This window comes from Rhizobium sp. UFLA01-1127 (assembly GCF_059803845.1).
The window spans coordinates 1-26158 of sequence record NZ_JAUQTZ010000052.1 but is presented as its reverse complement, the minus strand read 5'-3'; the positions used below and the strand labels follow the sequence as shown (position 1 = coordinate 26158).

Here is a 26158-nt window from a genome sequence, read left to right as displayed (position 1 = left end):
CATCAATGCGTGGCAAACGACTATTTGGTCGCAACGATGCCCAATCATTCCATCAGGGCGCGCGTTCGAGCCTGTAAGATGGTTGCGCCGCTCATTGCCATGTTTCGGCACCGTCGTTGATGAAGTGCACTCATCCCTCGGTAAATATCTGGCATGCGCATTTAAGAATATCCGCACTATCTTGAATTTAATCCGATTGAAATTACTTTTATATTAGGCGTAAATTTTACGCGGGATGAAGCCGCGAATCCGGCTTCGCATGAGGAGGAGATTGTCATGGCAATCGTTCTGATGAAAGGAAAACGGACGCAGGATTGGGCGAATTTGGTCCTTGCGGCATGTCTGTTCGTATCTCCGTGGGTCTTTGGCTTCACAAATGAGACAATGCCAAGCTGGAACGCCTGGATCGTTGCCGCCATGTTGGGAGTTCTATCGGTCGCGGCCCTTTCGGTATTCGCCGAATGGGAGGAATGGGTAAATATGGCGCTGGGTCTGTGGTCGATCGCATCGCCCTGGCTGCTGGGTTTTACCACTAACATGAACGCAGTAGGGACAAACGTTGTCCTTGGAGCGCTCATTTTCGCGGTGTCGCTTTGGGCAGTCTGGGACGTTCATCATCCACACGCCCACGCTTGAAATCAAAGAAGTAGGGCATGATGCCGTTCGAAGACCGCTTACGGTTTCGGCATCATGCCCTGGCAATACCTGCAACTCCATATCCGGACGGAGTTATGCGCATGGCGCCCGCACCGTCTTGTTTCGCGCCGCCGCTTCAAGGGCGATGACCTGTGCGCGATTCCCATGAAGGGGCGAGCTTCTCACGAGAATTCAGTGAATGCCGATGCAATGAAGATTTTTAGTCCACAGACATCAGCTATGTCGTGATGCTTTGAGGCTTGTCTTATTCGTGAGAGGATCGCTTGATTTTTGGGCGATGTTTTCGCATTCAATAGCCGCAGGAAAGAGCATAGGGGCCACAGCAAGTGGGAAGGCGCATGGTATTTGCTTCAAGATCGCCGTTGGCAGCATGCTCGGATATGCTGAACGACAAAGGCCCGCGATAAGTCCGTGGCAAACCGTACGACTGCTTCCAACAAACTTAATGTGCTTGTCATTGACGAAAATAGCATTCGGGCATCGATTATCGAGTTGGGTCTGCGCGAAGCAGGCTACGATAACGTCACGATTATTCATGACATGAACGGCCTTGCAAGGCGGATCATGGAAATCAATCCGGATGTCATTGTCATAGATATCGAGAATCCAAATCGCGACATGCTGGAAAGCTTCTTCCAGATCTCGCGAGCGGTTAAGCGGCCGATCGCAATGTTTGTCGACAAATCGGACGAGGCATCCATAGAGGCCGCCGTGGAGGCTGGTGTCTCCGCCTATGTCGTCAACGGCCTCAAACAGGAGCGCGTGCGACCGATCCTGAAAATGGCGATCAGCCGCTTCAATGCATTCTCGCGGCTAAATCGTGAACTTGAAGAAGCGCGCGGCCAGCTTGAAAGTCGCAAGGTGATCGACCGGGCAAAACACCTGCTGATGCGTTCGCGCGGAGTATCGGAAGAGGAGGCATATTCGCGGCTGCGGCGGGCAGCGATGAATGAGAACCGGAAAATCGAGGAAATCGCGCAAAGCCTGGTTACCGCCGCCAGCCTTTTCGATCCCGGAGCCGACGAATGACGACATATGAAGTCACCGCCGGTTTTGTGCCGCTTCTGGACAGCGCGCTGCTTGTCGTCGCCAAGGAGAAAGGCTTCGCAGAGGCGGCGGCGGTTAATCTCAATCTTGTTCGTGAACGCTCATGGGCGACTATTCGCGACCGGCTGGCGGTCAGTCAGTTCGATGTCGCCCACATTCTTGCCCCTTTGCCGATCGCCTGCAATCTCGGGCTCATGGCGCCGCGGCTTCAGATGATCGTGCCGATGGCGCTTGGTCTTGGTGGAAATGCCGTGACGGTCGCCGAGGACCTTTGGCGCGATATGGCTGAGCACGGCGTCGCCAGCAATCTTGACGCACGGGAAAGCGGAACTGCCCTGCGAGACGTGATCCGTCGTCGCAGCAACAAGCTCCGTTTCGCCGTGGTGCATCCCTATTCCGGTCACAACTACGAACTGCGTTATTGGCTGTCGGCGAACGGCATCGACCCCGATCGGGATGTCGAGATCATGGTCTTGCCGCCGCCCGACATGGGCGACGCGCTCCTATCCGGGACGATCGATGGCTATTGCGCGGGCGAACCATGGAACACATTCGGTGTTCTGGATCGCGGCGGCCGTCTTGCAACAGTCAAAGCAGCGATCTGGAAGTCTAGTCCCGAAAAAGTGCTGGGTGTTCATGCCGGATGGGCTGACGCAAATCCAGACGCCTTGGCGGCCCTCTTGAAGGCGCTCCATGGGGCATCGCTCTGGTGTTCCCGCCCCGAAAATCATAGCGAGCTGGCATGGCTTTTGGCAAAGCCCGCCTATGTGGGCCGGCCGGTCGAGTATCTGCTGCCGGCGCTGAGCGGCGTCCTGCCCGTGGGGAATGGCGAATTGCGAAGTGTGCAAGACTTCTTCGTTCCGTATGCCAAGGCAGCGACCTTTCCGTGGAAAAGCCATGCCCTCTGGTTCTACACGCAGATGGTGCGATGGCGGCATATCGTGCATAGCGACCACCATCAGCGGATCGCTGGCGATACATACCGGCCCGATCTCTACCGAAATGCCTTGCGGGAATTGAACGTCGCGATGCCATCCGCCAGTTCGAAAGTGGAGGGAGCTCTGCTTGCAGAAACGCCCGTCGGCTCCAGCGGAGCTTTGACTTTAGGTCCCGATGGCTTTTTCGATGGAAACCTGTTCGATCCCGATGAGGTGGATGCCTACATCGCGGCTCAGGAAAAGCCATAGCGTTGTGCCTATTTTGTGCGCATTGCACAATTTTTGACAGACCTGTTGCGGTCGGTTTCGGCGGCGCACCAACCTATCGGCCTGCGAATTCCCCACATAATCGTTTTAAAACAAAGTGATACATAATCTGGCACGGTGCTTGCTTGGTAAACAGCAGGCCTTAGGCCACGAATTTGGCGTCTAACGACGGACGCCTTCAGCAAAGCCGCTGATCAGGAGACCTCGCGCTACATCGACGTATGCGCGCCCTGACCAGCGGCATTTTGTTTTCAACCCTAGCGATGGATCGGCACGACCTTTGTCGGGCCTCGGAGAAGTCATGTCTGTTCACGAGAGAGCGCAATCCCTACCCGCCGGCGAGCCAGCCAAAGCATTGTGGATTTCCACGACTGCTTTCACGCTCTGTTTCGCCGTCTGGACGATCTTTGCGATCATTGGCATTCGGATTAAACAGGAGCTCGGCCTTTCCGAAGCCGAGTTCGGATTGCTTGTCGGCACGCCGGTTCTTACCGGATCGATCGTCCGCATCGTGCTCGGGATTTGGACGAGCCGCTATGGCGGTCGCCTGGTCTATACGCTGACCATGCTGGCCGCGGCGCTCGCAACCTTTCTGTTGTCCTATGCGACGACCTACGCGGAAATGCTCATCGCCGGTCTCGGCGTCGGTCTTGCCGGCGGTTCCTTCGCGGTGGGCGTCGCCTATGTTTCACCATTCTTTCCGCCGGAGAAGCAGGGAACGGCACTCGGCATTTTCGGCGCCGGCAATGTCGGTGCGGCAGTCACCAAATTTGCCGCCCCCTTCGTGCTGATCGCATGGGGATGGCAGGCGGTGGCCGAGATCTGGGCGCTGGTGCTGGCAGTCATGGCGCTTGTCTTCTGGTTCACCACGACAGACGATCCAGCCTTCCAGGCCCGCCGCGCACGCGGCATCGCCTCCAAGAGCCTGCTGCAGGAATTCGCGCCGCTGAAAAACGTTCAGGTCTGGCGCTTCTCGCTCTACTATTTCTTCGCCTTCGGCGGCTTCGTCGCCCTGTCGCTCTGGCTGCCGCGCTATCTGGTCGGCGTCTATGGCTTCAACCTCGAAGTCGCCGGCATGGTAGCTGCCGCCTACTCGATCCCCGGCAGTATTTTCCGGGCTTTCGGAGGGATGCTTTCCGATAAAAGAGGCGCGCGGAGCGTCATGTACGTCATGCTGGCAGTGTCGGCGGTTGCGACGCTGATCCTTTCGTTGCCGGCTGCGCCTGCATCCGGCTCCGCCTTCGGAGTGACGCCTCCAATCTTCATCGTCGCCATCTTCGTTCTCGGCTTCTTCATGAGCCTCGGCAAGGCGGCCGTCTACAAGCATATCCCTGCCTATTATCCGCAAAGCATCGGCGCAGTCGGCGGCATCGTCGGCATGATGGGTGGACTTGGCGGTTTCATCCTGCCCATCGCCTTCGGCGTGCTCAAGGATCTGACCGGGCTTTGGTCGAGCTGCTTCCTGCTTCTGTTTGCGATCGTCGCAATCTCACTCATCTGGATGCACCTGTCTATTCGGCGACTTGAACGGGGCGGGCTTTCCGCGTCCGTCGTGACCGCCAGCTAACTATCAAGGACTTGGAATTATGCCTCAGAAACTGGTCATCATCGGCAACGGCATGGCGCCAGGGCGCATGCTGGAGCATCTTCTGGAAAAGGCGCCTGATCTCTATGAGGTCACGATCTTCAACGCCGAGCCGCGCGTCAATTACGACCGCATCATGCTGTCGCCGGTTCTCTCCGGCGAGAAGGACTACGAGCAGATCATCATCCACGGCGACGGCTGGTACATCAAGCACGGCATCACGCTCTATAAGGGGCACAAGATCGTCGCGATCGACCGGGCGGCAAAGACCATAACCTCCGATCACGGTGTGACCGAGAGTTACGACAAGCTGGTGATCGCAACCGGTTCCGTTCCCTTCATCATTCCGGTTCCCGGCAAGGAGCTGCGGGGTGTCATCACCTATCGCGACCTCGACGATGTGCAGGCGATGCTGCTTGCCGCCCAGTCGCGCGAAAAGGCCGTCGTCATCGGCGGCGGTCTGCTGGGTCTCGAAGCGGCAGCTGGCCTTGCCTCCCGCGGCATGGATGTGACCGTTCTCCACGTCATGCCGACGCTGATGGAACGCCAGCTCGATCCGGCTGCCGGCTATCTCCTGCAAAAGGCCGTCGAGGAGCGCGGCATCAAGGTCATCACCAAGGCCAATACCAAAGCGATCGTCGGTGACGGCAAGGTCGAGGGGATCGAACTGGAGGACGGGCGCGTGATCCCGGCCACGCTCGTGGTCATGGCCGTCGGGATCCGTCCCAGTGTCGGCCTTGCCAAGGAGGCGGGCATCGCTGTCAACCGCGGCATCGTCGTCGATGACGGCATGCAGACCTCGGACGGCTCGATCATGGCGCTCGGCGAATGCGCCGAGGTCGGTGGCATGGTCTATGGCCTCGTCGCGCCCCTTTACGAGATGGCGCGGGTCGCCGCCTCGCATCTTGCAGGCGACACGAGTGCCGCCTTCGTGCACTCGGACACGCCGACGAAGCTGAAAGTCACCGGCATCGATCTGTTTTCGCTCGGCGACTTCGCCGATGGCGACGACCGCGAGGAAATCGTCCTGCGCGACGCCGCAGCCGGCGTCTACAAGCGCCTCGTGCTGAAGGACAACAAGATCATCGGCACCGTGCTTTACGGCGAAACGGCCGACGGCGCCTGGTTCAACGACCTGAAGAAGAAGGCGACAGATATCTCTGAGATGCGCGAAACGCTCATCTTCGGCCAGGCCTATCAGGGAGGGTCGCCGCTGGACCCTATGGCGGCCGTTGCAGCCTTGCCGGATGATGCGGAAATCTGCGGCTGCAACGGCGTCTGTAAGGGCAAGATCACGTCAACCATATCGGCCAAGGGCCTGACATCGCTCGACGATGTGCGCGCCCACACGAAGGCGTCGGCCTCCTGCGGCTCCTGCACCGGCCTTGTCGAGCAGCTGATGTCGATCACGCTCGGCGACCGTTACAATCCGGCCGCCGTCCAGCCGATGTGCAGCTGCACCGAGCTTGGCCACGACGACGTCAGAAGATTGATAAAAGCCAAGGGCTTGAAGACCATTCCTGCCGTTATGCAGGAACTTGAATGGAAGACCTCCTGCGGCTGCGCCAAGTGCCGTCCGGCGCTGAATTACTACCTCGTCTGCGACTGGCCGGATGAGTATGCCGATGACTACCAATCGCGCTTCATCAATGAACGCGTGCATGCCAACATCCAGAAGGACGGCACCTATTCCGTCGTGCCGCGCATGTGGGGCGGCGTCACGAGTTCGAACGAGCTGCGCGCTATTGCCGATGTCGTCGACAAGTTCGAAATCCCGATGGTGAAGGTGACGGGCGGCCAGCGCATCGATCTGCTCGGTGTGCAGAAGGAGGATCTGCCAGCCGTTTGGGCCGATCTCGGCAAGGCCGGCTTCATCTCAGGGCAGGCCTATGCCAAGGGCCTGCGCACGGTGAAGACATGCGTCGGCTCCGACTGGTGCCGCTTCGGCACGCAGGATTCCACCGGGCTTGGCATCCGCATCGAGAAATTCATGTGGGGCTCCTGGACACCGGCAAAGCTCAAGATGGCGGTCTCAGGCTGTCCGCGAAATTGCGCCGAGGCGACCTGCAAGGACATCGGTGTCGTCTGCGTCGACTCAGGCTTCGAAATCCATTTTGCCGGTGCCGCCGGTCTCGACATCAAGGGCACGGAGGTTCTGGGCCTCGTCAAGACCGAGGACGAGGCACTCGATCACATCGTGGCGCTGACGCAGATGTACCGCGAACAGGCCCGCTATCTCGAGCGCATCTATAAATGGGCCAAGCGTGTCGGCCTCGACGAAATCCGCCGCCAGATCATGCAGGATCACGAGAAGCGGAAGGCCTATTACGAACGCTTCGTTTTCAGCCAGAAGTTCGCGCAGGTCGATCCCTGGTCGGAGCGTGTCTCCGGCAAGGACAAGCATGAGTTCAAGCCGATGGCGACCGTCGGCTTCCCGCAGGCAGCCGAGTAAGGAGACGCATATGACGACCTGGTCACAGGAAACCTGGCATGCAATCGGCGATATCTCGGACATTCCCCTGCGCGGCGCGCGCTGCGTGAAAACCCCGCAGGGCAAGATCGCCGTGTTTCGTACGGCTGAAAACGAGGTCTTCGCCATCGAGGATCATTGCCCGCATAAGGGCGGCCCGCTCTCTGAGGGTATCGTTCACGGGAAAGCCGTGACGTGCCCGCTGCACAACTGGGTGATCTCGCTCGAAACCGGCAAGGCCCTCGGCGCCGACCAGGGTGAGGTGCGGACCATCCCTGTCCGCAACGAGAACGGCGCGCTCTTCATCGCGCTCGAAAGCCTGATGATGGCGGCGGAGTGAAGATGATCGAGCGCGGGAGAAATCACCCCCCTCTGTCAGCTTCGCTGACATCTCCCCCACAAGGGGGGAGATCGACCGGAGCGAGAAGCCACCTTCATCGAGCCAAGACAACGAAGCCGGTGATGGCGGCACCATATGATCTCCCCCCTTGTGGAGGAGATGTCCCACAGGGACAGAGGGGGGTACTCTCCCGAGCCCCAAGATTCGTGGATATGCTCCATGTCCATTGAAACCAAGACCACCTGTCCATATTGCGGCGTCGGCTGCGGCGTCATCGCCAGGGTCGATGATGACGACAAGGTCTCCGTCAAAGGCGATCCCGACCACCCCTCCAACTTCGGGCGGCTATGCTCGAAGGGATCGGCACTTGCCGAGACGATCGATCTCGATGGCCGCCTGCTCCATCCGGAAATTGCCGGCCAAAGGGCAAGCTGGGACGACGCGCTTAATCTGGTCGCGCAACGCTTCAGTGAGACGATCGCCGAGCACGGACCCGATTCGGTTGCCTTCTACGTCTCCGGCCAGATGCTGACGGAGGACTATTACGTCGCCAACAAGCTGATGAAGGGCTTCATCGGCTCTGGCAATATCGACACCAATTCCAGGCTCTGCATGTCATCCTCGGTCGCCGGCCACCGCCGTGCCTTCGGCTCGGACACGGTGCCGGGCACCTACGAGGATATCGAGCTTGCCGACCTTGTCGTCCTCACGGGCTCCAATCTCGCCTGGTGCCATCCGGTCATCCATCAGCGGCTGGCGGCGGCGAAGGCGGCTCGGCCGTCGATGAAGATCGTCGTCATCGATCCACGCCGGACCATGACCTGCGATATCGCCGATCTGCATCTGGCGATCCGGCCGGACGGTGACGTCGCCCTTTTCCTGGGCCTTTTCGAACATCTGATCGCCAACAATACGATCGACCAGAATTACATTGCCGAACATACCGGCGGTTTCGCCGAAGCTTTCGCCGCCGCCAGTTCCCTATCGTCCAACGACGTGCTCGATTTGACCGGCCTGCCTGCCATGCAGCTTCGCGAGTTCTACCGGCTGTTTGCCCAAACCGAGAAGGTCGTCACCTGCTACAGCCAGGGCGTCAATCAATCCTCATCCGGCACGGACAAGGTCAATGCGATCCTCAATTGCCATCTCGCGACCGGCCGGATCGGCCGGCCGGGCATGGGGCCGCTCTCGCTGACCGGTCAGCCGAACGCGATGGGCGGCCGCGAGGTCGGCGGCCTCGCCAATATGCTTGCGGCTCACATGGCGGTCGAGAACGCTTGGGATCGCGACCGGGTGCAGCGCTTCTGGCAGTCGCCAGGGATCGCCGAAAGGCCGGGATTGAAAGCGGTCGATATGTTTCGCGCCGTCGCCGACGGCCGTATCAAGGCGCTGTGGATCATGGCGACCAACCCGGTTGTCTCGATGCCGGACGCCGATGCCGTCGAGGCGGCCATCAAGTCCTGCCCCTTCGTCGTCGTCTCCGATGTTCTGCGCGAGACGGATACGGTGCGGCACGCGCATGTGCTGCTGCCCTCGCTCGGCTGGGGCGAAAAGGACGGAACCGTTACCAATTCCGAACGGCGGATCTCCAGGCAGCGACAGTTTCTGGCAGTACCGGGCGAAGCGAGGCCCGACTGGTGGCAGATGGCCGAGGTCGGCCGCCGCATGGGATTTTCCAAAGCCTTCGCCTTCCGCACAAATGCAGATATCTTCGCCGAGCATGCGGGCCTCTCCGGCTTTGAAAACGAGGGCAGCCGCGATTTCGACATCGGCGCTCATGAAGCGATCGTGCCGGAAGAGTACGACGCACTCCAACCTTTCCAGTGGCCGCAGCCTGCCGGAGCGATGCCGAAGGTCACGCGCTTCTTTGCGGATGGCGGGTTCTATCATCCCGATCGCAAGGCGCGCTTTGTCGCGATCGAGCCTCCGGCAACCGATCGATCCGATAGCCGCTTTCCGCTCACGCTCAATACCGGACGCGTTCGCGATCACTGGCATACCATGACGCGCACCGGCAAGAGCGCGCGGCTGTCGGCCCATATTGCCGAGCCCTTTGCCGAGATCCATCCGCGCGATGCGATCGAGATCGGTGTTGCGGAAGCCGGCCTGGTCGAGATCGAAAGCCCGTATGGCAAGGTGATCGTCCGCGCTCTGGTGACCGAGCGGCAGGCTCGCGGCAGCCTGTTCGTGCCGATGCATTGGAATGACGGCTTTGCCGCCAAGGCCAGGATCGACGCCGTGGTCGCACCGGTCACGGATCCGATTTCCGGTCAGCCCGCTTCGAAGAATGTTGCAGTCCGTGCCCGCCGCTTCGAGGCGTCGCATTATGGATTCGCCGTCTCCGCGGCAAAGCCGCACGACCTCGATAGCCCCTATTGGGCGCTTGCCAAAGCCGATGGCGGCTGGCGGACCGAACTCGCCTTCGATACGGCACGGGAAGACTGGATCGGCTGGTGCCGTGCGACATTCGATATACCGGCCGATCTTGAGCCGCTCGGCTATGCCGATCAGGCTTCCGGAGACCTGCGCCTTGCCTTCTTCGAAGGCGAGCGGCTGCTTGCCGCCCTCTTCGTCGCCCGCCAGCCGGTTGCCGTGGCGCGAAGCTGGGCGATCGCCCAGCTTTCGGCATCGCACGGCAATCTCAGGAAACGGTTTGCGCTCATCGCCGGCAGACCAGGCGCCGGTACGGTCGATGCCGGCGCGACGGTCTGTTCCTGTTTCAGCGTCGGTATCAATCAGATCGTCGCGGCTATTCGCAGCGGCTGCCACAGCGTCGAAGCCGTCGGCAAGGAGCTCAATGCCGGAACCAATTGCGGCTCCTGCCGCGCCGAGATCAAGGGGGTCATCGATGGATGTCTTGCAGCTGCCGCCGAGTGACGTGCCGGCCCGGATGGAGCCGCTTGCCAAGCTGCCGGTGTTCTGGGACCTTCAAGGCAAACGCGTGATCGTCGCCGGCGGCTCCGATGCGGCGGCCTGGAAGGCGGAGCTTCTCGCCGCCTGCGGTGCGGATGTTCATATTTATGCAGGCGAACTTTCCGATGCGTTCGAAAAGCTGATCCTGCGCGGCGGCGAACATCCGCAAGCTGGCTTTACCCATCACCCGCGGATATGGAACGAAGCAAGCTTTGCAGGTGCGGCCATCGCCATCGCCGACTGCGAAGAAGACGGCGAGGCGCTGGCTTTTTTCGAGGCTGCCCGCAAGGCTGGCGTACCGGTCAACGTCATAGACAAGCCCGCCTTCTGCCAGTTCCAGTTCGGTTCGATCGTCAATCGTTCTCCGGTCGTGGTGTCGATTTCGACCGACGGAGCAGCCCCGATCCTCGCTCAGGCAATCCGCCGACGGATCGAGACGCTGCTGCCGCGGGCGTTGAAAGGCTGGGCAGCTCTGGCGCAGTCTTTGCGTGAGGCAGTTAATCAACGGCTGGCGCCCGGACCGCTACGGCGCGTCTTCTGGGAGCGTTTCGTCGATCGCGCGTTTTCGAGCTTGGATACGCCGGAGGAGGGCGTCGGCGGGCAGCTTCTCAAGGAAGCCGAGCGGCTTCGAGAGGCGCCCGCCCACTCGTCCGGTGGCCGCGTCACGCTTGTCGGAGCGGGTCCGGGCGATGCCGAGCTTCTGACGCTGAAGGCTGTCCGCGCCCTGCAGGCGGCCGACGTGATCCTCTTCGACGATCTGGTTTCGGCCGAGGTCCTGGAGCTTGCCCGGCGTGAAGCCAAACGCATGCTGGTCGGCAAGCGCGGGGGCCGTACGAGCTGCCGGCAGGAAGATATCAACGACATGATGGTGAAGCTCGCAAAAGCTGGCAAGCATGTTGTTCGGCTGAAATCCGGCGATCCCATGATCTTTGGCCGGGCTGGCGAGGAGATCGCTCACCTGGACCGGCAAAACATTCCCGTCGATGTCGTTCCCGGAATAACGGCGGCGAGCGCGATGGCGTCCCGGCTCGGCATTTCCCTGACACATCGGGATCATGCGCAGTCGGTTCGTTTCGTGACCGGACACTCCCGGCACGGTGGGTTACCCGCGGACATCGATTGGGGTGCCGTTGCCGATCCGCATACGACGACCGTATTCTACATGGCGGGCCGGACGGCGCCGTTGATTGCAGAACGGTTGCTCAAGGAAGGCTTGTCGCCCGAGACATCGGCGATCATCATCAGTGATGTCAGCAGGCCAACGGAGCGCGATTGGCGCGGAACGCTTTTCGGCATACCGAGCGGGATCGCGAGTGTCGGTTACGACAATCCGGTACTCATCGCAGTCGGAAATGCGCTCGCGGCACGTCAAAATCCCGTTAGCTATGGGATCACCGAGGAAAGAGACGATCGTCTCGTCATGGCATCCGGCTGACGCATTCGTACGCCTTCAGCGTGGCATGCCGTGTGCTCAACATGGTTTTGAAGTCGCTCAGCGACCATATGGCACGACACGATTCCGGCCCGATTCCTTAGCGCGGTAAAGTGCCTGATCTGCCTGGCTTTGAAGCTGTTCCGGCGTGGTACTTTGGATATCTTCTACGTGGCTCACACCAATGCTGACCGTGACATGGGACGATACCCGTGAAGCGGGATTGGGAAGGGATGCGATCTCCACGCTTTCCCGGATCTGTCTGGCGACCTCTATCGCTTCCTCTTCCGCGATACCGGGAAGAACGACCAGAAATTCCTCGCCCCCGTAGCGCGCCGCATGATCATGGCTTCCTCTCAAGTTGCTCTGAATGATGCCAGCGACCTTCACGAGACAGCGATCGCCCTCGCCATGACCGAGGCTGTCATTCAGCGCCTTGAAGTGATCGATGTCGCACATCAACAGGGCTATACCTTCCGTTTCGGCTCCTGCATCCCAAAGACGATTGAGCAGTTCCATCATCCAGCGTCGGTTGGCGATGCCGGTGAGCGGATCGGTTCTTGCCAGGAGCTCAAGGCGTGCATTTGCCGCGGCCAGTTCCGCTACGCGGCTTTGGTCCCGGAGCTCGAGAAGAAAGGCTTTTTGCGCGAGGATCGTCATCGTGCGCCGTGACACTATTGTCGCGACGATGCCGGCAGTAAAAAACAAGGTTGCCGCCTCCACGCTTCCGACGGTGATGCTCGGATTATGGATCTGGAAGAAGAGATAAAGGCCCAGAGCCATCGCCGCAATGGTCGTCGTCGCCGGCAGCGGGATGGCGAAGATAATGATCGCGGAAATCGCCACGAACAACATGATGTTCAAATGCCGCTCATAAAATTCGCCTCCGGCAGTGACGCCGACCAGAGCAACGGAGAGGAGGATGAAGAATAAGCCGGCAATGAGGACGGTTATCTGAAGCCTGGGCAGGCCTGGTTTTCTCCAGAAAAAGGCCGCGCCCAAAGCCGCGGGAGGTAAAATGCAAGCCGGCGCGAGCATGGAGAGTGCGACCGGTCTCGGAAGCAGGATCGCGTTCAGTCCCAACGTAAGCAGGTCTATGAACGTTACCCAAATCATCCATGAGCGGATGATCTTGGCGGTTCGCGGCCAGGAACGCTCCCGAAAGAGGCGACGAAGCTCACCCTTCAGCCGTATATCTCGGGTACGACCGTTAAGGAGCCGTTCCACCTCTCCTATAGGCGCGGACGTCGATGCGTTCTGCTGGATTTTCACATCAATATCCGGCTTGCTGACCGGAATCTCGTTCTTGTGCAGTTCCATCTCCAATCACCAAAGGAGCATGTTTCATTCACAATATAGAACAGTCAATTCTACCAGCCAGTTTGTTAGCGTCTCCTTGCCGTCGATATCACAATTTTACGCTTGCTCGATCGCAAGTGCCGCGCGTGTGAAGGCGGGCGGTCTGCAACGCAAAATTAGCATTATAAATCTATTTTCAGCTGAGGAGATGGGAAGGTTGGGTCATGATGGATGTACAGCAATGGACTATTGGCCAGGCAGATGGTCTGCTCGATATTGCGCTCGACAACATGCCGCATGGTCTTTGCATGTTTTCAGCCGATAGCCGGCTGATTTTGTGCAACGTCGCTTACGCGAATATGTATGGCTTGCGCGAGGACTTGACCGTCGGCGGCACGCCGCTCCAAACCATACTGGACTATCGCTCGCAACTGGGCAACGGTCCCCTTCACACTGCGACATATTTCGATGTGATTGGATTGGCGGAGAAACGGGGCGGAAGAGCAAGCCAGGATATCGCCCTCCAGGATGGGCGAGTGATCCGCATCACGCATAGCTCCATGGCCGACGGCCGATACGTGGCGACACATGAAGACATCTCGGAAAGCGTTCGCAACGCCGAGATCTTGGTGCGGCACAAGGAGACGCTTGAAGTGACGGTCGCTTTGAGAACCAAGGAGGTCGAGGAGCAGGCGCGCGAACTGGAGCGTCTCCTGCAGCAGGAGCGCAACATCAACGAACTCCAACGCCAGTTCGTCGCGCTTGCATCTCACGAGTTTCGCACGCCTTTGGCTATCATCGATGCGGCCGCGCAACGCTTATTGCGAGCGAAGGGAGATATCGCGTCCAAGTTTGTCCGAGATAAAGCAGATCAAATACGATCGTCGGTGGTCAGAATTGTCGATTTGATGGAAAGCATCCTTGCCGCCAGCCGGATGGATAACGGAGCGATTCAAATTCGTTATGACCGCTGTGCACTTGGGGCCATCATCGAATCCTGCTGTCGTCGTCAGTCGGACATCAGTAAGTCGCATCGCATCACGGTCGATCTTGGCGATTTGCCCGACTATATCGATGCCGACAAATTCGCTCTGGAGCAGGTATTTTCCAACCTAGTGTCCAACGCCATCAAATACGCGCCTGGTCATCCCGATATCCACATTGCCGGTCGGCAAGAAGGTAACATGGTGAAAGTCGTCGTGCGGGACCATGGGGTGGGCATCGACGCCGAAGACCTGCCAAAGATCTTTCAGCGGTATTTCCGCGCGCGAACGTCCACGGGAATTCCAGGTACAGGCCTGGGTCTGTACCTGGTAAAGCAAATCGTCGAACTCCATGGTGGATCGATCGAAATCGAGAGCGAGAAGGGAAAGGGCACCTCCCTCATCGTCGCACTTCCAATAGCACAAAAACTTTCTCCGGCTTCGCCGGATGATCGTACGAACGCTGCATGATCGCCAAGAGGACAAGCTAGTGACTACAATTTTGTGTATCGATGACGAAGCGGAAATTAGAGGCCTAATCGTTGAGGAACTGATCGAGGCAGGTTTCACGACATTGGAGGCTTCAAACGGCCGCGAAGGTTTGGAACTTCTGATTTCCAAATGGCCGGACATCGTCATTTGCGATATCACCATGCCGGAAATGGATGGGCATCAATTGCTTGCGGAGATTCAGATCAATTATCCTGAGCTTGCCAATGTGCCGTTCATATTCCTGACTGCGATGACCGATAAGCAGAACGTCGTCATGGGGCTCCGGGCGGGAGCTGCCGATTATTTGACCAAACCCATCGATTTTGAAATTTTGCTGGCAAAAATAGAAGGCTGCGTGGCGCGTATCGAAAGCGACATCCGAAACCACAGAGCATTCTGATCGAACAAAAGCGAGTTGGGGACAACGGCAAGGATTTCCTTGATCGCGTCTGCGCGCCGCTGGCTGATGTCGAGATCGCGCTGATCGCTTCCGTCCGACATTGACCCCTCAGGGCGGACAGACCTATGACGTTCTTTTCTATGTCCCACCAACAGTGGGTTATCGCGAAATGGGGTCGCGATGGATTAGTATGTAACTAACATCCGCGACCTCACTATCCTTGCCCAATTATTGAATATGAAGCTACGGCCTGCGACTTGAGATTGAGGTCTGGCCAAACGTGCCAGTAACGGCAGTATATTTCCGTTGGGCTTATTTCCTTTCATCTTGCTCCTTTGTTCGTCAAGTGATCAAGATCTTAATATGTTTTATTTAGAAGCTTCATGCCGTCCGGCTTTAAGCTCTAAGGATTTTATCATGAAGAAAATCATCGCATTGGCTTTGCTTGCATTAACGTCTCCGCTCGCGGCGCACGCTGCAACCTTGACATTTCCTGGTGACAAGCCCGTCGCAAGTATCACCATTCCGGATAGCTGGAAGCCGGAGGAAACCGACAACGGCGTCCAGGGAACCTCGGAGGATTCTGCGGTCTATCTTTCGGCCGAGGTCGCCAGCGGCAAATCCATGGAGAAAGTTGTTACCGGTGCAATCGATTTTCTCGCAAAAAACAAGATAACGATCGACCCCTCAACTCAAAAGGAAACGCCCACTACCGAGGTCAACGGCTTGCAGATGGCCACCTTGGAATGGGATGGCAAGGATGAAGACGGTCCGGTCAGCATCGGCTTGCTCATCGTACAGGTAAGCGCTGACAACGCTCTCGTTGTGACGTACTGGGGAAACAAGGGGGACGAGGACAAGCACGACGCCGAAGTTAAGGCAATCGTCGCCTCGATCAAGCCGGTTAAGTGACTTAGTCTCCGGCAATGGTGAATTAACTTATCACCGCTGCCCGTGGGATGTTGAATTCCACTCTGCTTTGACATCTTTCCACCCGGCTGCGACGCGGCCGGGTGGAGACAAACCTATAAAATGCTTCACTATTTCGAACCAACTGCGAGTCATCGCGAAAACGTCGCGTTCGAGCATCAATCTTCGACTTCGCGCAGGCTCATTTCCATGCCTGATCAGCCGCGGCGGATACAAAAGGCCAGCCGGGATCCCGGTTGACTTTCATGCTGCATCAAAGACGGGCCTCGCCGTTTAGGCCCATGCCGCTGCTGCCGCGGTGGTGGGGTCGCCTGCCTCATGCGGCCGGCAGCGCACTGACCGGAATGTCGTCGCTCTCTCCGTGGTGGAACGATTGTCTCGCCGCATCTAAGAATGCTACGCGAATCGTTCTTTTGCCCCGCCAGTGAGACGAGGCAAGTGAACACCATTGCGGACGTGCGGACTGAGCTGATGAACACAGAAGCATTCTTCACCAAAATCCGGACCTACACCCCCCATCTGTCAGAAAAGGCCGAGCTCGCCTGGTCGTCGCTCCTGCGGCCGAGACAGTATCGTAAGGACGAGCCCTTCGTTCGGGCGGGCGACGTACCGACGACCTATGCCTTCGTCGTCGAAGGTCTGCTCTGCCAGCACTATGTCGGCCGCGGCGGCGACATGATCATTAAAAGCTTCTTTCCTGAGAACCGCATTGCCGCTTCGGTCAGCGCGACCCTGCTCGGCGAGCCCAGCCTGTTCACGATTACGGCCATAGAGAACAGCACCGCCCTCGAATATGACTTTGCGGCTTTCAAGTCGCTCGTCAGCGACTTTCCCGACATTGCAGCCTTTTACATCAGTTATATGGAGCGTCATTGGATCATTGAAAAGGAACCGGGCGAAATTGCCTTTCGGCATGACGACGCGATTAAGCGTTACATCGATTTCATCCGCAGGGAGCCGGAACTGCATAAGCGTTTGAAGCAGCATCACATCGCCGCCTGGTTGGGCATCACCCCGGAAAGCCTCAGCCGGCTTCGGAAAACGATCGCGATTACAAGACCCGACAGGCGCTGACGCGATTTCTTACCAAACATCAATTCTTTCGCGGCCGGATTGCCGCATGTCTGCCGGGCAAGCAACCGCAGTGAGGTTACGGCGGGACACCAAACAGCGGATATCGACCTCGGATCAGGCCGTATCCTGCCGCGAACAAAGGAAACCTATGATGACCAAGATGATTTTTGTGAACCTGCCGGTCACCGACCTGGCTCGGTCCAAGGCATTCTATGAGGCCTTGGGATTCACCAATAACGCACAGTTCAGCGACGATACCTCGGCCTGTATGGTGGTGAGCGAGACGATCAACGTCATGCTGCTCACCCATGACAAGTGGCGTGGTTTCACCAGCCGACCGATTCCGCCGGCAACGTCGAGCGAAGTGATGCTGGCCCTCTCCTGCGAGAGCCGCGAGGCGGTCGACCGGATGAATGATGCTGCCGCCCTGCATGGCGGGCAAGCTGACATCAATCCGAAGCAGGACCTCGGCTTCCTATACGATCGCAACCTCGCCGATCCGGACGGCCATGTCTGGGAAGCGGTATGGATGGATCCGAATGCGATGTCAGCCGGTGGCTGAGACTGGTCGCGTCGCAACCGCGTTCAAATTATAGCAGCCACGGGCCGGTCCAGATGCACACGATTTCATGAGCCGGTGATGGATCGGACCGTGGACGGCTTACGCTTTGACCCAGATCTGCGCTACCATCATGCCGGATGCGGGCAGGGAACGTTCACCGTGAGGATGACATCCGTCAAAGGCCTCTCGATCAGGAAGTTGCTGATCGGCGCGCTGATTATATTCAAGACGTTGAATACGATCGGTTTCTGCTACAGTAAATTTGTCAAGGCGAGTATAGGCGCCGCCAGTCGATCACAATTGCACGCCTGATCGAGGGCATTGTAACCGCATCGGCGCTTACCACTGTCGGTCAGGTCGTCAATCCCGGCGCCGAACTTGATGCGCACGCCCGGTCGATGCCGACCTCGCGCACGAGCAAAAGCCCGGGCGCAAGCCTAATGGTGAGTATGCGGTATCAAGCCTGATGCCGCTGAAGGACTTGGCATCGAAGGTTTGCTGCTTCATGCGATTTCAGATGACGCAAGAGCCTTTACTGAGGCCGTCGGCTTCCTGTCTTCTCCGTCCGACCCCATGATGCTGATGATCGGATTGTACGACCTCGACAATGCGCTGAACCTCAAACGAAACTCATTCAACTTATCCCCACTTCATCTCACCCTTTGCGACCTTGGCACCCAATTCAAGGGAACCGACGTCGGCGAGATTGGGATAGCGCTTGGTCATTGCGGCGATCAAGGCCGCGCTGTCCTTTGCTTTCACTTCCTCTTCATGGAAGGCGACAAGATAGTCGCGGGTGAATTTGACGGCGTCGAGACCCTGCGGCGCGCCTTCGGTCTGGTGGGCGGGGATGACGATCTTCGGCTTGCGAGCCGCCAGCTTGTCGAGGGCCTTGATCCAGGCCTGCCGCTTCTCCGGCGTGGCCTCGTCGGCGACCCAGATGTGAATACCGGAGGAAACCAGCACGCCCCCGAACACCGCCTTGAGCGAGGGAACCCAAAGATAGCGGCGATCGTGCATATCCGGAACTTCGACGATCTCGATCTTCTCGCCGTCAAGTTCGAGTGCCTTCAGGTCCGACGCCACCGGAATGACGACATCAGCCAGCTTCTGCGGACCATTTTCCTTCAGTTGCGGTCCCCAGGCGGCAAGCTTGCCTTCGACGTTGGCATGGATGGCCGCAACCGTGACAGGCTTGGCGATGACCTTGGCATCGGGGAAGGTGGAGACGATCGGCCGCAGACTGAAGTAATAGTCGGGGTCGTTACAGCTCACATAGATGGTGGTCAGACGTTTGCCCGTCGATCTGATGGCGTCGGCGACCGCGCGGCCGTCCGAAAGGGTAAAGCCGCCGTCGATGAGGATCGCGTCCTTCTTGCCGGTGAGCAGGACCGGCGTGCGGCGGAATCCTGCCTCGGGCGCCTGGAAGTATTGCCATTGAAGCTTCGAACTTGCCGCCTGGGACGCAGCAAGGGGCATGATCGAGACAGCACCCGCGGCCAAGAAAAATTTCACTACATCGCGTCTGGTAAACATGCTGGTTCCTTTGTCGTTTGTGGGATCATGCGGCTTTCAGATGCGCCATGAGATTGTCATAGCTGCCGAAGAGAGCGCTTGCGTCGAGAAGGCGCTGATGTCCGTTTCTTTCGATCACCAGGGCCGGAACGCCATTCGCTCCGTGTCGATGGAACAGATCCTGTCCTTCCGTCACGAGTTGCCGATTGGCCTCGAGCAGATCGCCCGCCCCCTCGCTCAAGATGCGGGCGGCTTCGCTAAGCCCTGCGGAAGCGAGCAGATTGGAGAGAACATCCATGCCGGTGATGTCCAGCCCTGTCACATAGCGCGCATGCTGGATAAGGCGCAGCGCATCGAAGCGCTTGCGGTGGTCCGCAAGGCCTGCCGCCGTGATGGCGAGCGTGGCGGCGCCCGAGTCGAACAGCGAGCCCGTCTTGTTCAAGACCTTCGAGCGATAGTCCTCGGAAAACGGCTGACCGCTCAGGCGTTCGATCCGCTGATCGTTCGACCAGGCATAGGCCGCGAATGCGGCGTCCATCTCGCGTGCGCCGGCTCCTGAAAACAGGCCCGTGGGCAAGAGGCGGACATCGATGCCCGCTAGCCGCAGACGGTCGAGCATCGGGCTTGCACCGTAGCACCAGCCACATAAGGGGTCGAAGAGATAGGTGGCTGACAAGTCCTGCATGGATCGGGTCCCTGGTTCGTAGGACCTGATCATCTCAGCTCTTGCCGCATCGAAAAATATCGGCCAATCATACAGACTGTATGAATTGATCAGACAATGGCATGAGCGAGCTCCTCAATCTCAACAGGCTTGTTTTCTTCACCTCCGTCATGGAGACCGGGTCCTTCACCGCCGCCGGCGAGCGGCTTGGCGTTGCCAAGGCTGTGGTCAGCCATCAAGTGGCGCGTCTGGAGGAGGAGCTCGGCGTTTCGTTGCTGATGCGGACGACGCGGCGGCTGCATGCGACGGAAGAGGGCCGGGTGTTCTACGACCGCTGCCTGATCATCCTGCGCGAAGCGGAAGCCGCCTATGGAGAAATGTCCCTGCACGCCAATGAACCCGCCGGCACGCTGACGCTGACCGCACCATTGGACTATGGCGCCGCAGTCGTAGCGTCCGTGGTCGCAGCCTATCGTGAGCGCTTCCCGCAAATGCACGTCGATCTCATATTCGATGACAGCGTCATCGATCTCGCCAATGGCCAACTGGATCTGTCGATCAGGGTCGGTTGGCTGACCGACATGAGCAACAAGGCCCGACGGCTGGGTACATTCCAGCAGTATCTGGTAGCGACACCAAGGCTGGCGGCAAGCTTTCCCAAAGCCATGGAACCGTGGGACCTGCCGGCGCTGCCCTGGATCGAAAATGCAATCCTGCGTCAGCCTTTGCGCTGGGTGTTTTCGAAAGAGGGCCGTCGATCCGAGATCATCGAGATGCGCTCTGCGGTACGGACGGACAAGACACCGTCGGCCTATGCCTGTGTCAAAGCCGGAATGGGCATTTCCGTCTTTCCGGATTACATGGTCGCGGACGACATTGCGGCCGGGCGCCTGCAAAGGCTCGTGCCCGAGTGGACGCTACCTGCCGGCGGGATCCATGCCGTGCTGCCGATAGCCCGTTTTCGTCCGGCCAAGGTGAGGCGGTTTATCGAAATGCTGCAGGTCGCTGAACGGCAAAGGGCTGCCGCCGTGAAATAGGCTTGGCGGTCATGGATATCTTTGAGAATGTCGCTTCAGTGCAAATGAGAGTATGACACCGGCATTTATCGGAAATCGTCGGCAATGAGATTCCCCGCATTGCCTTGCACGGCATTATTCTCATGTTAATCAGCTGGCGATCCGATTCTAACCAGGCACGCAGGATGAAAAAGCAAATTCACGATAATTTCAGGGAACCGCCAGAGCCGGATACATCGTCCGCAACGCCTGACCAGCCGCATCGTGACCGTCGCCGTTCTCTGGCTATAGGGCTCCTGCGCGCCCGCGAGGCGGTCATGAGCCACTTCCGGCCGATCCTGGCTGCCCATGATGTGACCGAGCAGCAATGGCGTGTCATTCGCGTCCTTTACGAGGCAGGCAAGCTCGATGCAACCGAAGTGGCAGATAAGGCATCCATTCTTGCGCCCAGCCTGACGCGCATGATCCGCTCGCTCGAGGAGCGCGGCTTCATCACCAAGCATAAGGACGATGCCGATGGCCGCAGGGTGCTGCTGCAGATTACGCCGGCGGGGCAGGCGATCGTCGAAGACATTATGCCGGAAAGCTTGAAGGTCTATGCCGATATCGATGCCCGTTTCGGTGCCGAGCGGGTGGAGAAGCTTCTCGATATGCTGGATGAACTGGCGTCGCTGAAATTGGAGAACGGATCGGTCAGCGAAGATTGAAAGCCGTCTTCCAATTTATTAATATGTTAACTATTTGATTGACGCGCCAAAGGATCTGTAGCAGTCTTCCGCAGTGCTGACACTGTTGGGAGGCGGAGTTGGACCTGTTGCAGAACCGCAGTCTGGTTGACCGGACTTGGTCGCCGACACCTTACGACCAGTGGGTTGACGATCTTCAAAGCATTTGCGGCAACTTCAACCCGCATGTGATGCAGCGCGGGGACAGCGTCGTCGGCACGGCAAGCCGCATCGACGTCTGCGGCATGGAATTTGCCCATGTTTCCAACGATCTCGACTATGTTCACCGCGATTGGGATGACATTCGCCGCGATGCCAACGAGCACCTGTTCCTGATCCTGCAATTGGAAGGCGTGTGCGGGGTCGAGCATTCCGGCCAGCAGAATATCCTCGACGTCGGCGAATGTATTCTTGTCGATTCCACGCGGCCAACGACCTTCTATTTTCGCGGCCACTTCTCCAACCATCTGTCGCTGCATTTGCCTAGGCAGCTGATGTATTCGAACAGCAAGGTCGATTTTGACGTGGCCCGCAAGCTCCTGGCGAACGATCCGATGGCTGTGATGCTGCGTGCGTTGATCGCCAAGATGATGACGACGCCGGAAAGCGATGCGGCTTCCCCGCATTTGCGCCAGCTGATGTTCGACACGACCCGTCAGGCGTTCCTTTCGACCGGTGCTCAGGCGGCAAGCTTGAATTCGCTGCATGATAGCGCCAGCCGACGGATGCAGATGGTCGATATTCTCATCGACAGGCATCTGACCGACAGCGGTCTCAGCGCCAAATGGCTAGCGACGCGGCTGGGAGTGTCGATCCGCACCCTGCAGCAGGATTTCCAGGGCATGGGCATGACCTGTACCACCGTCATCCGCGACAAGCGACTGCGGTTCGCCCGGGAAAAGATCGAGCAGCTCAAGGAGCAGCGCAATCCGATAACGATAGCCGAAGTCGCCTATTCGGCCGGGTTTAACGATATTTCCTATTTCAATCGCAGCTTCAAGGAGCTGTTCGATTGTGCGCCAAGCGAGTTGCTTCGCGCGCCGGAACCGGCATACAGGTTGGACTGAATAGCGAGCGTGCGTTTCAGTCCAAGACGAGGCGCGTTTCTCCCCAAGACGGATTTTGCGGCTGGGATCATAGTCCTCTCGAAAGTTACGGGAGGAAAATGTCGTGAAGCAGTACACCCTGCTTATTGGTGGCGAGCCTGTTGCCACGTCCCATCATGCACCGGTTAAAAACCCGTCGAACGGCGACGTGGTCGGCTATATGCCGCTTGGCGGCGAAGCGGATCTGGACCGAGCGGTTGCCGCGGCCACCGAGGCCTTCAGGACATGGTCGCAGGTTTCGAGCGAAGATCGCGCCATGGCATGCCGAGCCGTCGCCGAAACGATCGCCGAGCATACCGAGGAGCTTGCTCAGATCCTCACCCGCGAACAGGGCAAGCCGCTCAATGGCCTCGGCTCGCGCTTCGAAATCGGCGCGGCTCTTGCCTGGACCCGCCATACGGCCGAACTCGACCTGCCTGTGGAGGTCCTGCAGGACGACAATGAAGGTCGCGTAGAGCTTCATCGCAAGCCGATCGGCGTCGTCGGCTCGATCACACCCTGGAACTGGCCTGTGATGATCGCCTGCTGGCATATCGTTCCAGCAATCCGAGCCGGCAACACAGTCGTCATCAAGCCTTCGCCTTTGACGCCGCTGTCGACGATCCGCCTCGTCGAGATCATGAACGAGGTTTTGCCGCCCGGCGTCGTCAACGTCGTTACCGGCGAAAACAGCATCGGCGCGGCGCTCTCCGCTCATCCCGGTATCGCCAAGATGACTTTCACCGGCTCGACAGAGACCGGCAAGAAGGTCATGGCCTCCGCGGTCGCCACCTTGAAGCGGCTGACGCTGGAGCTTGGCGGTAACGATGCCGGCATCGTCCTGCCCGATGCCAATCCGAAAGCCATCGTCGAAGGGCTCTTCTGGGGTGCCTTCATCAACAACGGCCAGACCTGCGCGGCGCTGAAGCGTCTCTATGTGCACGATAGCATCTATGAAGAGGTCTGCCGCGGCCTTGTGGATTATTCTTCGAGGATCGTCGTCGGCGACGGCCTGGATGAGGCAAGTATTCTCGGTCCGATACAGAACGAAATGCAGTTCAACAAGGTATGCGAACTCGTCGACGATGCGCGTGCCCATGGTGGTCGCATTCTGATCGGCGGCGCGCCCATGGATCGCCCGGGTTATTTCTATCCGATCACGCTTGTCGCCGACGTCGATCATGGCGTGCGGCTGGTGGACGAGGAGCAATTCGGTCCGGCCCTGCCGATCATCCGCTATAGCGACATCGACGAGGTGGTCGCCCGCGCCAATCAAAATCCTGCTGGCCTCGGCGGCTCCGTCTGGTCCTCCGATGGGGAAAAGGCAAAACGCTATGCGATGCAGCTCGAATGCGGCTCGGTCTGGATCAACAAGCACGGCACGATCCAGCCCAATGCGCCTTTCGGCGGCGTGAAGCAGTCCGGCGTCGGCGTAGAGTTCGGCGTGGAAGGTCTGAAGGAATTCACCACGATCCAGACGGTATTGAGCTGAGCCATGACGACCTATGACTATATCATTGTCGGTGGCGGCTCCTCAGGCTGTGTGCTGGCAAACCGGCTTTCAGAAAATCCGGCGCACAAGGTGCTGCTGATCGAGTCGGGGCGCCGGGATTCCGACCCCTGGATCCATGTACCCGCAACTTTCTTCAAGGTTTTGGGCAAGGGCATCGATATTCATCCCTACGCCTCGAACCCCGACAAGGGTTTGAATGGCCGGCCGAGCATCGTGCCGCAAGGCAATGTTTTGGGTGGCGGCAGCTCCGTGAATGCGATGATCTATATTCGCGGCCACCGCAACGACTACGATACCTGGTCGCAAATGGGCTGTCAGGGGTGGTCCTACGAGGATGTGCTGCCGGTCTTCCGCTCGCTGGAAAACAATGAACGGCTGAACGGCCACTACCACGGCAAAAAAGGCGGTCTGCGCGTTTCGGACCCGCGCCATCGTCATCCGCTGAGCGAGGCCTTCGTCAAGGCCGCAACCGAAATCGGTATTTCGCATAACAGCGATTTCAACGGCGCGGACCAGTCCGGCGTCGGCTTCTATCAGAGTACGACCTATGGCGGCCGCCGCTGGAGTTCGGCCCAGGCCTTCCTGCGTGAGGCGGAGAAGCGGCCGAATCTGAATGTGGTGACGGAGCGCAAAGTCGCCCGTATCCTGTTTGAAGGGCAGAAGGCTGTCGGTGTCGAGCTGCTCGACGGGGCGGTTTTCAAGGCATCCCGCGAGATCGCGCTGGCTGCTGGCGCCATTGCGACACCGAAGATCCTGCAGCTGTCCGGCATTGGCGATGGTGCACATCTTTCTCCCCTCGGCATCAAGGTCGTCGCTGATCTGCCGGGTGTCGGCGCCAACTATCAGGATCATCTGGAAGTGCCTGTCCAGGGCGAGACGCGCGAGCCGATTTCGATCCTTGGCCATGACAAGGGTCTGCGGGCCGCCGGCCATATGCTGCGCTATCTGACGTCACATCGCGGGCTCTTGTCTTCCAACGTCGTCGAGTGCGGTGGTTTTGTCGATACCGCCGGCACGGGACAGCCGGATGTCCAGTTCCATGTCCTGCCGGTCCTGATCGGCTTCGTCGACCGGGACCCGGAGCCCGGTCACGGCCTCAGCATCGGGCCATGCTATCTGAGACCGCGCTCGCGCGGATGGATACGGCTGAAAAGCGCCAATCCGACCGAGCAGACGGATTTCAATGCCAACCTGCTTTCCGATCCGGCCGATGTCGAGACCCTGGTGCGTGGGGTCGAAACGGCGATCCGCATCCTCGATGCGCCGGCCCTCGCCAAGTTGCTCAAGCGCCGTGTGCTGCCGAAGCGGGGCATCGAAAAGGATCCCGAGGCCTTGCGCGACTATATCCGCCAATCGGCAAAAACCGTTTTCCACCCTGCGGGGACTGCCCGAATGGGCCGGGCGGACGATCGCACGGCCGTCGTCGGGCCGGATCTGAAGGTGCACGGTATCGAGGGGCTGCGTGTCTGCGATGCCTCTGTCATGCCGACCTTGGTGTCGGGCAACACCAACGCCCCGACGATGATGATTGCGGCAAGGGCTGCCGCCTTCATGACAGGAAAGACGATTTCCGGCTGAGCCGGCGATCTTCGAAACACAGATCCCGTGGGGAGCGGGACAACAAACTGGAGGAAATAATGCCTATCAATCTAAGAGGGCCGGCAATCGGCCTTTTCCTGACGCTGATTTCGGCGTTCAGCGCACACGCCGCCGCATCCTGCGGCGACAATAGCGGCAAGCCGGCAATCGGTGAGCCGATCATCATCGGTGCCATCACCGGCAAGACCGGGCCGGACGACTTTTCGAATTCCACCAAGTCGGCGAAGGCCTATTTCGACTGCCTGAATGCCAATGGCGGCATCAAGGGCCGGCCGATCAAATATCTGGTCGAGGACGACCAGTGGAACCCGGAAATTGCAGCGCAGCTCGCCGCAAAACTCGTCAACGACGAAAAGGCCGTGCTAATGGTCGGCAACTCGAGCTTTGTCGAATGCGGCGCCAATGCGGATTTTTATAAGAAGTCCGGCATCGTCGTGATCGCCGGCGTTGGTGTTCCTCGCGAATGCTTCTTCGCGGCAAACTACGCGCCGACCAACGCCGGACCTCGCGTCTCCATGCTGGGCGCCATGGGATATGCGCTTGATCACCTGAATGCAAAGTCGGTCGTGTGCATAGGGCCGAATATTCCGAATGTCGGAACCTGGTCCTGCGAGGGCGTTACCCAGCTCGCAAAGGAAAAAGGCCTGAAGGC

22 protein-coding genes are annotated in these 26158 nt (G+C 58.9%); 19 read left to right on the top strand and 3 right to left on the bottom strand.

Going from position 1 to position 26158, the window contains the following annotated elements:
* Window positions 1-276: 276 nt before the first annotated feature.
* The 8 genes from Q4Q11_RS15230 (at window position 277) to cysG (ending at window position 11652) form a co-directional block, all read left to right on the top strand.
* Window positions 277-636 (top strand): SPW repeat protein, encoded by a 360-nt coding sequence (locus tag Q4Q11_RS15230; RefSeq protein ID WP_113216712.1) that lies wholly within the window; start codon window positions 277-279, stop codon window positions 634-636.
* A gap of 432 nt (window positions 637-1068) precedes the next feature.
* Window positions 1069-1686: an ANTAR domain-containing response regulator gene (locus tag Q4Q11_RS15225; protein WP_498570011.1), complete on the top strand. Its 618-nt coding sequence runs from the start codon at window positions 1069-1071 to the stop codon at window positions 1684-1686.
* Entirely contained in the window at window positions 1683-2891 is a 1209-nt protein-coding gene (locus Q4Q11_RS15220; protein WP_498570010.1) for a CmpA/NrtA family ABC transporter substrate-binding protein, read from the top strand. The genes Q4Q11_RS15225 and Q4Q11_RS15220 overlap by 4 nt, the downstream gene beginning before the upstream one ends.
* 319 nt (window positions 2892-3210) lie before the next feature.
* Window positions 3211-4476, top strand: coding sequence for an MFS transporter (locus Q4Q11_RS15215; protein ID WP_498570009.1), 1266 nt, complete (start codon window positions 3211-3213; stop codon window positions 4474-4476).
* A 19-nt stretch (window positions 4477-4495) separates the two neighbouring features.
* Entirely contained in the window at window positions 4496-6946 is a 2451-nt protein-coding gene (nirB, locus tag Q4Q11_RS15210) for a nitrite reductase large subunit NirB (protein ID WP_498570008.1), read from the top strand.
* Between the two features lie 10 nt (window positions 6947-6956).
* Entirely contained in the window at window positions 6957-7304 is a 348-nt protein-coding gene (gene nirD, locus Q4Q11_RS15205) for a nitrite reductase small subunit NirD (protein ID WP_113216707.1), read from the top strand.
* Window positions 7305-7523: 219 nt separating this feature from the next.
* The gene (locus Q4Q11_RS15200; protein ID WP_498570007.1) at window positions 7524-10181 is read left to right on the top strand and encodes a nitrate reductase; all 2658 of its coding nucleotides are present in this window, start codon (window positions 7524-7526) and stop codon (window positions 10179-10181) included.
* Window positions 10153-11652 (top strand): siroheme synthase CysG, encoded by a 1500-nt coding sequence (gene cysG, locus Q4Q11_RS15195; RefSeq protein ID WP_498570006.1) that lies wholly within the window; start codon window positions 10153-10155, stop codon window positions 11650-11652. Before Q4Q11_RS15200 ends, cysG begins: the two co-directional genes overlap by 29 nt.
* Before the next feature lie 57 nt (window positions 11653-11709).
* Here cysG and Q4Q11_RS15190 read toward each other — a convergent pair whose 3' ends face one another.
* Complete coding sequence (locus tag Q4Q11_RS15190; protein WP_498570005.1) at window positions 11710-12969, bottom strand: GGDEF domain-containing protein; 1260 nt, start codon at window positions 12967-12969, stop codon at window positions 11710-11712.
* Window positions 12970-13172: 203 nt separating this feature from the next.
* Between Q4Q11_RS15190 and Q4Q11_RS15185 the strand changes: the two genes are divergently transcribed.
* The 5 genes from Q4Q11_RS15185 to Q4Q11_RS15165 all read left to right on the top strand — a co-directional run bounded on the left by Q4Q11_RS15185 (window position 13173) and on the right by Q4Q11_RS15165 (window position 17389).
* The gene (locus Q4Q11_RS15185; RefSeq protein ID WP_112512281.1) at window positions 13173-14402 is read left to right on the top strand and encodes a sensor histidine kinase; all 1230 of its coding nucleotides are present in this window, start codon (window positions 13173-13175) and stop codon (window positions 14400-14402) included.
* A 19-nt stretch (window positions 14403-14421) separates the two neighbouring features.
* The gene (locus tag Q4Q11_RS15180) at window positions 14422-14823 is read left to right on the top strand and encodes a response regulator (RefSeq protein ID WP_112512295.1); all 402 of its coding nucleotides are present in this window, start codon (window positions 14422-14424) and stop codon (window positions 14821-14823) included.
* Window positions 14824-15240: 417 nt separating this feature from the next.
* Window positions 15241-15735 carry a histidine kinase gene (locus Q4Q11_RS15175; protein WP_112512282.1) on the top strand — a complete coding sequence of 165 codons (495 nt, stop codon included), beginning with the start codon at window positions 15241-15243 and terminating at the stop codon, window positions 15733-15735.
* Window positions 15736-16224: 489 nt separating this feature from the next.
* Window positions 16225-16827, top strand: coding sequence for a Crp/Fnr family transcriptional regulator (locus Q4Q11_RS15170; RefSeq protein ID WP_112512283.1), 603 nt, complete (start codon window positions 16225-16227; stop codon window positions 16825-16827).
* A gap of 151 nt (window positions 16828-16978) precedes the next feature.
* Window positions 16979-17389, top strand: a complete 411-nt coding sequence (locus Q4Q11_RS15165; protein ID WP_498570004.1) for a VOC family protein — start codon at window positions 16979-16981, stop codon at window positions 17387-17389.
* 639 nt (window positions 17390-18028) lie between these two features.
* On the opposite strand, the gene Q4Q11_RS15160 is transcribed toward Q4Q11_RS15165, so the two are convergent.
* Complete coding sequence (locus Q4Q11_RS15160) at window positions 18029-18925, bottom strand: MBL fold metallo-hydrolase (RefSeq protein WP_498570003.1); 897 nt, start codon at window positions 18923-18925, stop codon at window positions 18029-18031.
* Between the two features lie 25 nt (window positions 18926-18950).
* The gene (locus tag Q4Q11_RS15155; RefSeq protein WP_498570002.1) at window positions 18951-19589 is read right to left on the bottom strand and encodes a DsbA family protein; all 639 of its coding nucleotides are present in this window, start codon (window positions 19587-19589) and stop codon (window positions 18951-18953) included.
* 101 nt (window positions 19590-19690) lie between these two features.
* Here Q4Q11_RS15155 and Q4Q11_RS15150 point away from each other — a divergent pair, with 101 nt between their 5' ends.
* The 6 genes from Q4Q11_RS15150 to Q4Q11_RS15125 all read left to right on the top strand — a co-directional run.
* Window positions 19691-20605: a LysR family transcriptional regulator gene (locus tag Q4Q11_RS15150; RefSeq protein ID WP_498570001.1), complete on the top strand. Its 915-nt coding sequence runs from the start codon at window positions 19691-19693 to the stop codon at window positions 20603-20605.
* A 164-nt stretch (window positions 20606-20769) separates the two neighbouring features.
* Window positions 20770-21291, top strand: a complete 522-nt coding sequence (gene hpaR / locus Q4Q11_RS15145; RefSeq protein ID WP_498570000.1) for a homoprotocatechuate degradation operon regulator HpaR — start codon at window positions 20770-20772, stop codon at window positions 21289-21291.
* A gap of 98 nt (window positions 21292-21389) precedes the next feature.
* A complete protein-coding gene (locus tag Q4Q11_RS15140; protein WP_498569999.1) occupies window positions 21390-22376 on the top strand; it encodes a helix-turn-helix domain-containing protein in 987 nt (328 codons plus the stop codon).
* Between the two features lie 103 nt (window positions 22377-22479).
* On the top strand, window positions 22480-23886 hold the full coding sequence (locus Q4Q11_RS15135; protein WP_112512289.1) for an aldehyde dehydrogenase family protein: 1407 nt from the start codon (window positions 22480-22482) through the stop codon (window positions 23884-23886).
* Window positions 23887-23889: 3 nt separating this feature from the next.
* Complete coding sequence (locus tag Q4Q11_RS15130; RefSeq protein WP_498569998.1) at window positions 23890-25485, top strand: GMC family oxidoreductase; 1596 nt, start codon at window positions 23890-23892, stop codon at window positions 25483-25485.
* A gap of 59 nt (window positions 25486-25544) precedes the next feature.
* Window positions 25545-26158, top strand: a 614-nt coding sequence (locus Q4Q11_RS15125) for an ABC transporter substrate-binding protein (protein ID WP_498569997.1), incomplete at its 3' end; no start/stop codon positions are given.